Below are 10,489 nucleotides of genomic sequence, written 5' to 3'. Positions count from 1 at the left end.
AGGAGGATGGATACATGCCAACAACCAATGCCCCGAATACATCACAAGTGAATTTAGCCGAAGTCGATTTGCTCGACCCTCAGTTGTATAGCCATGGGGAGCCTTACGCTGTATGGGACGTTATGCGCCGGAAGGCGCCTGTTCATTGGCAGCAGGTTAATGAGGAATTGGGATTTTGGTCCATTACGAAGCATAGAGATGCCATTCAAGTATTGAAGGACTATGACACTTTCACATCAGAGCAGGGCAGCTTGGTGAATCTGCTTGGAACAAAGGACCCTGCCGGTAGGAAACAAATGGCGGTCACAGACCCGCCGCGTCATACCCAGATTCGTCGCCCGCTCCAGCGCGGGTTCAATCACAATTCAATTGACAAACATGAGGAACAGATTCGCAAGACCATCCGCAGATTGTTATCTCCTTGCTTGGAACCGGACGGAGTAGACTTTGCCCGTGCCATGTTCGAGATGTCCATTGCCGTGAGTGGATGCATGTTGGATCTGCCTGAAGAAGATTGGCCAATGCTGACGCAGCTTACGACGATGGCCATTGCTCCTGATGATGAAGAATACATGTTGGCAGAGGGGAGTACCGCCACCCTTCAACGTGCGCATCGCGAGTTGTTCGGTTACTTTCTGGACATCGTTAGCGAGCGTCGGCGGTCTCCAGGTGAAGACTTGATCAGCATTCTGATGAATGTGGAGATGGACGGAGCCAAGATAGATACGGGGACCGTGATTTCAAACTGTTACAGTATTTTGCTCGGAGCGACGGTCACTACACCCCATGCTGCTAGCATCTCTTTTTTGGAACTGGTCAAAAAGGATTTGTATAGTGAGTTTGCCTCCCACCCGGAATACATGGACAGTGGACTCGAAGAAGTATTTCGCTGGTCTTCTCCAGCAAGTCATTTTATGAGATACGCGACACGTGATGTTGAAATTAGGGGAACTCAAATTAAAGAAGGCGATGCTGTTGTTGTATGGCTAGGCTCGGCTAACCGCGATGAGGATATCTTCGCCGACCCCTATACCTTTGACATTCGGCGAACCCCTAATCCGCACATTGCCTTTGGCAGCGGTCCCCACCACTGTATCGGTCACAAAACTGCGAAGCAGACGATGACCATGCTGTATGAGGAACTATTCGCAAAGTACGAACGCTTTGATATCATGGGCCCCGTCGAATATTTAGGCTCCAACTTTATTAGCGGCATCAAACATATGACTGTTCGAGGGTATGCACGAAAATCGTAAGGAGTGGATAAGCGTGGAATACGTTATTGAAGAAGCGGTTCAAAACAATCCATGGCTCCTCAGAGAGCCGTCCCCATTTGCTAAAGCACGTTTATTCTGTATACCATACTCCGGCTGCGGTGCAAGCATGTATCGCCACTGGCCTGAATTCATTGGCAAAATCGAAATATGTCCGATCCAGCTTCCTGGTCGCGAGAACAGATTTCATGAACCTACTTATTCATCTTATGAGCAACTTGCAGAGAATTTTAATGAAGCGTTACGCCCTTATATGGATCGTCCCTTTGCGTTCTTTGGCCACTGTGGTTCGGCGTTACCCAGCTATGAAGCCTCCGTTCAATTGATGAAGAATAGCAGGCCATTGCCCTCACACTTGTTTGTATCATCTCAAGTCGCACCCCATGAAGGCCCTTATGGCAGGTTTCTGGAACTGAGTGATCAGGAGCTTGCAGTGGAGATCGAGTTGCTCATTCATAAAATGGGGGGGAAGGCTTTGCCTGACATTGTCGAGCTGAACACCGGAATCATGCGTTCTGATCTGGAAGCAAATCGCAGTTATATCCAAAGTTGCCCTGAGATTCTTCCTTTTCCGATCACGGCTATCGGCTGGAACAGAGACAAAGAGGTGCACCCATCCCTATTAGGCGGCTGGAAAGAATACGGACAAGCTTCCTTCAAAGTGCTGGATGGAGATCATCATGAATTCCTCCAAGCCCCGATGGAGTTGCTAAATACTATTGCAGAAGCGATGAGGCGTTATATTTAATCGCATGAAATGAACATCATGCTTTTAGTCTGGAGGAGACGGTATGTCTTATTTTTCCAAGATTGAACTTCGCAGCGATACCTTTACTCTGCCTACTCGTGAAATGCTGGAAGCCATGGCTCAGGCTGAGCTTGGGGACGATGTGTATGGTGAAGACCTTACTGTAAAAAAGCTGGAATTGAAGGCAGCGGAAATGCTAGGAAAGGAAGCGGCCATTTTTATGCCCAGCGGCACGATGGCTAACCTTGCTTCTATCATGGCACATTGCCCACGTGGATCAAAGGTACTCGTGGGTGATGAGTCGGACATTTATATTTATGAAGCAGCGGGGGCTAGTGTTTGCGGAGGGATTATGTACGAACCAATCAGGACCCAAGCTGATGGGCGTCTTGATCTCGATGATCTGCAAAAGGCAATCCCCCGTGACCCGGAAGACCCGCAATTTGCTTTGCCGGGATTGCTCTGTCTGGAGAATCCCCATAATCGCATGGGTGGACGAATATTACCAATATCTTATCTGGAGGACATTCGGGCATTTGCCAATGAACATCAAATCCCCGTGCATCTGGACGGTGCCCGCATCTGGAATGCCTCTGTAGCAATGGGGATACCAGCAGCCGCGATTGCCGATTACGCGGAATCTCTTCAGTTTTGTCTCTCCAAGGGCTTATCTGCTCCCATTGGCTCAATGGTTGTTGGCAGCGAGGTGTTCATTCGAAAGGTGCACCGAATTCGCAAAATGCTTGGCGGAGGCATGCGACAGGCTGGAATAGTTGCAGCGGCAGGATTAATTTCCTTAAACAAAATGGTATCGCGGCTGGCGGAAGATCATTCGAATGCCAAACGGCTTGCAGAAGGATTATCGTCCATTCCGGGTATTGCATGTGAGCCTCAAAGTGTAGAGACCAATATTGTTTTTTTTCGCGTAACTGACCCTCGATTTACGTGGGAGAGCTTTGTACAGAAATTACATCAAAAAGGAGTACACGTCGATGAGCTCGGACATGGCCGTATTCGGGCAGTGACTCATGTAGGAGTCAACTCGCAGCAGATTGAGGAGGCCTTGTATCATATAAGGGATACATTGGCATGAACAATTAAGGGAGGGGAATGGCTTGGAATTTCCGATTGCTTGCCTTCATGAGCTTTTCCAACAGCAGGTCGAGCGGACTCCGCAGCATATTGCGGTCCTCATGAACGATTCATGCCTTACATATGAGGAATTAGAAAGACAGTCCAATCGGCTTGGACATTATTTAATCCAAAAAGGGGTAGGCCCAGATGTACCAGTAGGCGTCTGCATGGATCGCTCGCCAGAGCTGATTGTAGTATTACTCGGAATATTAAAAGCTGGCGGTGCTTACGTTCCGCTCGACCCGGAAGCTCCATATTCCCGCAAGCAACAAATATTGATCGATGCAGGAGCTCGCTGTTGTATCACCGATCAAGTCGGGCAGCCTGATACTTCTTACATTGCAGAGCAGATGCTTGTTTTCGCGGCCTTCTTCGAGGAACTCAAGAATCAGCCTGACAGCTCGCCGCGTAGCGGGGTTCGTCCTGATCATCTCGTCTCCGTTTATTATACTTCAGGTTCTACTGGCAAGCCGAAAGGTGTCGCCAACATGCATCAAGGCTGGGTGACGGCATTGTTGTCCATGCAGCAGGTCTTGCAGCTACAGCCTGGAGAGACCGTTTTGCAGAAAACAACACTGACCTTTGACGATGCGGCGCTGGAAATCTTTTGGCCGCTGCTTGTTGGGGGCAGAATCGCACTTCTTGAGCCAGGATTGCATCGGGACCCTGAGGCGATCGTAGAGGCTGTCATACGATACGACGTCGCTTTCCTTGTTCTAGTCTCAAGTATGCTTGGCCGAGTGCTGGATGTGGTTACGTCGCAACAGGTCCAAAGTATGACACACTTGAGAGGGTGCTTTGGAGGTGGAGAGGCACTTCCAGCACAGCTGGGGCGCCGATATATGCAGCTTAATATGCCCGGAGACTTATACAATCTTTGGGGGGCAACGGAATTATCTATTGGTTCCACATTGCATCGCTGCACGATAAAGGACTTCTCGGCAGAGGGCCAAATCTCCATTGGAACACCTTTGAGTAACAGCAGGGTCTATATACTGGACCAGAGTTTACAAAAGGTAGCGACCGGCATGACTGGTGACCTTTATGTCGCGGGTCAAGGCTTGTCAAAGGGATATATCAATGATCCCGAACGCACGAACTTGGTGTTCATCAAAGATCCGTTTGTTCCAGATGAACGAATGTATCGAACGGGCGATCAGGCATATTTTCACGAGGATGGAAGCATTGGTTTTGTGGGACGGTCCGATCATCAGGTCAAAATTCGAGGCATTCGTGTTGAACTTGGTGAGATTGAATCCGCGTTGATCGCCGAATCCCACGTTAAAGAAGCGGCGGTGCTGCTCCGCGAGGACATTCCCAATATCCAGCGCCTGACGGCATATGTCGTATTGTATTCTGACCAGTCAGCAACGGCGGAACAGATCAAGGAGGCCTTAAAGGAAAAGTTGCCTGCTTATATGATCCCGCATTTCATTATGCTGCTGGATGAGCTGCCGCTGAACAGCAATAGCAAGCTCAATCGTCTCGCCTTGCCCATCCCGTCGGTTGCTGTTGGCGACTCTGCGACAGAGAAAGAACCAAAAACAAAGATGGAAGCGTTTCTCGCTGAAACGTTTGCGGACGTCCTGCGTCTTGAGCGAGTCGGACGGGTGGATGACTTTTTTGAAGTTGGAGGAGATTCCATATCTGCTTCAAAGGTTATGAGTCTGCTTCGTTCCTGTACGGACCCGAACCTGCCGTTGACACTGATTTTTGCCGAAAGAAACGTACAGGATTTAGCCAAATATCTTGAAGATCACGGATACCAGGGCGAGAATTTGACTACACAGACATTATTTATTTCCAATAAATTGGCTAATCAAAAGCTGGAGATGTCTTATGCCCAGGAACGTCTCTGGTTTGTCCAGCAAATGGAACCGCTCGATCCGGTGTATAACGAGCCTTTGGCTTACCGATTGGAAGGGGAAGTGGATACCCGGGCGCTGCATAAGGCGTTGCTTGAATTAATGCGTCGGCATGAGGCGTTGAGAACAACCTTTACCATTGTAAATGACCAACCCGTACCGATTATTGCTGAAGAACTGGAGCTACAGTTCCCGATCATTCCATTGGACACGGGTGCAGAGGATCATCTGGAAACGCTCATTCAGCAGAGACTAAGCGAGGAAGCACGCAAGCCTTTTGACCTGGAGCAGGGACCTTTGATCCGAACGGTTCTGTTCAAGCTTGGAGAGGAGAGCCATATTCTCTTCATCAATATGCATCATATGATAACCGATGCCTGGTCGAACGTGATTTTCCTGGATGAACTGAACATTCTGTACAAAGCTTACCTTGATCACAGACCAAGTCCGCTATTTGAGTTGCCCCTGCAATACTCCGATTATGCTGTATGGCAAAAGGAGTGGATTCGGAAGAATGGCCTTCTGAAGCAGCTTGATTTCTGGAAAAGCGAACTATCTGGAGAGCTGCCCATTTTGCAGATACCAACCGATGAGCCTAGACCGCCCGTTCAAACCTTTGAAGGGGATAAACTCCATTTCACCCTTCCGGAGCAATGGATGTCGCGTATTCAGGCGCTTGGCCGGCAGACGGAAGCATCTGCATATATGGTTTTGCAGGCCGCTTTTAGCCTCATGCTTCATCGTTACTCCGGTCAAAAGGACATCATTGTCGGATCACCTATAGCAAACAGGAGTCAGCATGGACTGGAGCAAATGATGGGTTTCTTCGTGAATACAGTAGCTATTCGCAGCCAATTCAAGGGAGAAGACAGCTTCCGTGTCTATTTACAAAAGGTCAAAGAACGTTGTCTAAACGTCTACGAGCATCAGGACATACCGTTCGAATTGCTGGTAAGGGAGCTGCAACCGGAACGGAATCATGCATATTCTCCGATTGTTCAGGTCATGTTCGCTTATCAAAACCAGTTAGAGGAGTTGCTGGAGCTGGGTGATCTGACTGTGCATCCAATCGAAGTGAACAGCAGGGTTTCGCGATTTGATCTGACCCTTTTTGTGAAGGAAGCAGCTTCCGGACAGTTGTCATGTACGTTCGAATATAATACTCGACTATTCAGAAGAGCAACAATAGATCGAATGATTAAGAGCTTTACATCCCTGATGAAAGCGATTTTGAGTGATCCAGATCAGAGCATAGCCAGGTTGCCTCTGTTATCAGTAGATGAGCAGCAGCGCATCTTGTATACGTGGAATGATACCTTTGCAGCGTTTCCTTCTGAGGTATGCCTGCATGAATTATTTGAACGTCAGGCAGGTGAAACTCCCCAGCATATAGCGGCAATCTATCAGAACAATGTGTTAACTTACGATGAACTGGAGCAACGTTCCAATATGCTTGCGAATTATCTGTTGCTGCACCATCTGGGCGAACGAAGTGTTGTAGGGGTATGTGTAGAGCGATCTTTGGAGCTGGTAGTCAGTCTGATGGCAATTTTAAAAGCAGGTGCTGCTTTTCTTCCCATCGACATGGAACTGCCTTCAAGCCGAATCCAGCACATTTTGCAAGATGCGGATGTGAAGGTATGTCTCGTCCAGGAACATGCAAGAAAGAAGCTTGCCATGGAAGGAGTTTCACTCATATGCCCGGATTCGGAGTGGGATCTCATCAAGCAGCAGCCAACAAGCAGACCTATTCGCAACGTAACAGCGGATTCGCCTGTGTCGGTGTATTATACTTCCGGTTCTACCGGCAAGCCGAAGGGACTCATCAATGTTCACCGGGGCTGGGTAAATCGAATGTGTTGGATGCAGAAACACTTTAAGTTGCAAGCAGGGGAAACCGTTCTTCAGAAAACAACGCTGACTTTTGACGATGCCGCAGTAGAGTTTTTCTGGCCTTTGATCACTGGCGGACGTGTGGCGTTGCTGGAGCCTGGGTTGCACCGTGATCCACGTTCAATTATTGAAGCGTGTATTCAATATGAAGCTGTTCACGTTCAGTTTGTGCCAAGTATGCTGAATCTGGTACTGGATGAAATCACGTCTGATGATGAGCGGCGGCTCCGTAAGCTCCGCAGTACGATCTCGTCTGGGGAAGCGCTAACAGCAAACACAGTTAAACGCTTTTTCGCCAAGCTGCCGGGTACGCTTAATAACACTTGGGGTGCTACGGAGGTATCGATCGACTCCACGCTTCATGTAGCAACGAGCGAGGATATGGAAGCCGAAGGGGCTGTGTGTATCGGCAAACCGATTGATAACAACCGATGTTACGTGCTGGATGATTATTTACAACCGGTTCCACCCGGAGTTAAAGGTAAACTGTATCTCGCTGGTGTAGGCCTTGCCCAGGGTTACCTGAATATGCCGGACCGAACCGCTCAGGCATTTATTCCAGATCCATTCGTTCCTGGAGAACGGATGTATCATACAGGGGACCTCGGCTTTTATCGACCTGATGGTTCTCTCCAGTTTATAGGGCGTGCTGATAATCAAGTGAAAATACGCGGCATGCGGGTGGAACTGGGGGAGATTGAAGCGGTGCTGCTGCTTCATGAAAACGTTAAAGAAGTCGTTGTGCTTGTGGATGAAGACTCATCTGGCATCAAGCGTTTGGTAGCTTATGTTGTGACTTTGGATACCACCACAGATATAAGCGAGGAACTTCGCCAAATGGCAAAGGATGTGCTGCCTGATTATATGGTTCCTTCCTTTATCCTGCTGCTTGACCGGATGCCCCTGAATGCGAACGGAAAGATAGACCGAAGCCAGCTTGCCAAGCCTGAACGACTCAGCCACTATGCTGCTGCCAGCTTTGTGGAGCCTCAAACTCAGATGGAGGAGTACCTCGTCGGGATCTGGCGTGAGCTGTTAAATATGGAGCATGTCGGTGTAGAGGATAATTTCTTTGACTTGGGTGGACATTCCTTGCTTGCTACGCAAATTGTCTCCAGAGTTCGCCGCCAATTGAAACTGGAGGTTCCATTACGTGAAGTGCTGCTTCATCCAACCATTAGGCAGTTTGCATCCAGAGTCGAGGAGTTTCTCTACGAGCAGATTCAGCAGATGAGTGACGATGAAGTAGAAGCTATGATGAAACCCTGACCAGTTGTGCAAGAAAAGAATATTAAAGCTTGGGGGGAAGTTGTTTGATTTGCTCAAACATGATCGAGACGATAGGCAATACACCTTTGGTGCAATTAAACCATGATCGGATCATCGGCGGTAATGTCTATGCCAAGCTGGAATTGATGAATCCCTTTGGGATGAAAGATCGTGTAGCCAAGCAAATTATTTTGGAAGCGAAGTATAGTGGGCAATTGCAGGATGGAGCTCCCATTATTGAAAGTTCCTCCGGAACAATGGCTTGCGGTGTTGCAATGGTTGGGACCTGCCTGGGACATGAAGTTCATATTGTTACCGATCCGCGAATGGACCAGATTACTTTCGCCAAGTTAACAGCATTAGGCTGCAAGATTGATATTGTGGAACAGATGGGCACAAACGGATGGCAGAGCGCACGATTGCAGCGACTAAACGAATTGATGAAGGAGCTTCCAGGGGCCTACTGGCCCAGACAATATGAAAATATCAACAATCCGGCTGCATATCGTGAGCTTGCTCATGAGGTCATGAATTCTTTAGGACGTGTAGATTACCTGGTTGCTTCTGTTGGAAGCGGAGGCTCTATGACAGGAACAGCTCGTGCGCTCAAAAGGTACAATCCAGATCTTAAGGTGGTGGCAGTCGATTGTATTGGCAGCGTTATTTTTGGACAGCCTGATTGGCCCCAACGTTTGCAAGGCGGGCTGGGTAATTCCCTAATTGCACCAAACGTGGACCATTCGATCGTTGACGAAGTGCATTGGCTAAACGACGAAGAAGCATTTGCTGCAACGCTCGCTCTGGCAAGAGAACAGCAAATCTTTGCTGGGAATTCCTCTGGTTCGGTCTACGCGGTAGGCAAATGGCTGCAGTCCAATGTTCCTCAAGATACTAATATATTGGCCATTTTTCCGGACCGGGGAGACCGTTACGCCAGTACCATCTATAACAGGGACTACAGAAAAGAAAAGCAAATTGATACTTTGCGCTTGCCTGAGGGACCGCAATTGGTTCCTTATCAGACTGTCGTCCATTCGTGGTCCTACGCTAGGCTCTCGGGAGTGATGCACCGTGTCTAGACTGGTGTTTATTGAAGCAAACACGACAGGTACAGGTATGCTCGTCCTGACTCGTGCAGCAAGTTGGGGGCTTGACCCCGTATTTTATACCAATAATCCAGATCGGTATGTCGGATTGAATGAAACAGGATGTCAGGTTCATGTGTGTGATACGAATGATTTGAATCAGTTGCGCAAACACCTTGCAGAGACAATCGATCCTTCGGGAATACAGGGGATAACGACAACTAGCGAGTTTTACTTGGAGCAGGTGGCTGCGCTGAGCGAAGAGTATGATCTTCCAGGGAACCCCCTTGAAGTTATTCGCAGGGTGCGAAACAAAGCAGAGACGCGCAGGATACTTGCACAGGCAGGTATGATTCAGCCCCCCTTCAAGGTGATTGGCCATGAATCAGAACTGGCTAACGCAATAAACAGTATTGGTCTTCCCTGTGTAATCAAGCCAACAGAGGATAGCGGCTCAAATGCAGTTCGTCTCTGCATGAACCTTGAAGTGGCTGAACAGCACGTGTCTAACATCCTTTCACATCAATTTAATGTTCGCGGTCAATTAACACCGAAGGAAGTTCTGATTGAGGGATATATCGAGGCTCCTGAGTATAGTGTCGAGACAATTAGCTGGCAGGGCAAAACGGAAATTATCGGTATTACTCAAAAGTCGCTTGCAGGCCTTCCTTTTTTCGTAGAAGCAGGACATCTATTTCCGGCAAAATTAAGTTCAGTGCAATCCGACACGATCATTCAGACTGTGCTGCAGGCTCTTGAGATCATCGGATTTCGTAATGGAGCTGCACATACCGAAATCAAATGGACAGAGAATGGCTGCTCCATTATTGAGATTAACGGTCGTTTGGCAGGAGGCATGATTCCGGAACTGATTCGTCTCACTACAGGGGTCGATATGTTGGAGCAGCAAATATTATGTGCATTTCGCGGCCCTACCATTCAACAGGTGAAGTGCGAGGGTACAGCCGGCATCCGGTTTCTAATGTCAGATACGGAAGGGCAGGTTGATCAAATTATCGGCAAAGATCAGGCAGTACGGATAAGTCATGTGAAGGAAGTTAAAGTTAACGTTCTTCCCGGGGATCGTGTAACTCCTCCACAAAATGCTTATCACCGTCTAGGTCATGTTATTGCTGAAGGGAGCACATTCGAGGAAACGATTGGGACCCTCGATCAAGCCATGAAACTTATTCAGATCATAGTAAAGTAATTAAGCTTGTA

General features: G+C 48.4%; 6 protein-coding genes. All 6 read left to right on the top strand.

Features of this window, described 5'->3' with window-relative positions; all coding sequences use genetic code 11:
• Positions 1-14 precede the first annotated feature (14 nt).
• From BUA17_RS27845 to BUA17_RS27820, 6 genes are read left to right on the top strand one after another with little or no spacing between them, the layout of a single operon-like run.
• Positions 15-1,256, top strand: coding sequence for a cytochrome P450 (locus BUA17_RS27845; RefSeq protein WP_072735623.1), 1,242 nt, complete (start codon positions 15-17; stop codon positions 1,254-1,256).
• Between the two features lie 13 nt (positions 1,257-1,269).
• Positions 1,270-2,022, top strand: a complete 753-nt coding sequence (locus BUA17_RS27840; protein WP_244552240.1) for a thioesterase II family protein — start codon at positions 1,270-1,272, stop codon at positions 2,020-2,022.
• Positions 2,023-2,065: 43 nt separating this feature from the next.
• Positions 2,066-3,115: a low-specificity L-threonine aldolase gene (ltaE, locus tag BUA17_RS27835; protein ID WP_072735621.1), complete on the top strand. Its 1,050-nt coding sequence runs from the start codon at positions 2,066-2,068 to the stop codon at positions 3,113-3,115.
• Between the two features lie 22 nt (positions 3,116-3,137).
• Positions 3,138-8,183 (top strand): non-ribosomal peptide synthetase, encoded by a 5,046-nt coding sequence (locus BUA17_RS27830; protein WP_072735620.1) that lies wholly within the window; start codon positions 3,138-3,140, stop codon positions 8,181-8,183.
• A 59-nt stretch (positions 8,184-8,242) separates the two neighbouring features.
• Positions 8,243-9,262 (top strand): PLP-dependent cysteine synthase family protein, encoded by a 1,020-nt coding sequence (locus BUA17_RS27825; protein ID WP_072735619.1) that lies wholly within the window; start codon positions 8,243-8,245, stop codon positions 9,260-9,262.
• Positions 9,255-10,478, top strand: a complete 1,224-nt coding sequence (locus BUA17_RS27820) for an ATP-grasp domain-containing protein (RefSeq protein WP_083584890.1) — start codon at positions 9,255-9,257, stop codon at positions 10,476-10,478. Before BUA17_RS27825 ends, BUA17_RS27820 begins: the two co-directional genes overlap by 8 nt.
• Positions 10,479-10,489 lie beyond the last annotated feature (11 nt).

The organism is Paenibacillus sp. ov031 (genome assembly GCF_900143165.1).
Lineage (GTDB): Bacteria > Bacillota > Bacilli > Paenibacillales > Paenibacillaceae > Paenibacillus > Paenibacillus marchantiae.
The sequence above is the reverse complement of the archived record's forward strand: the minus strand, read 5'-3'. Positions and strand labels throughout refer to the sequence as shown.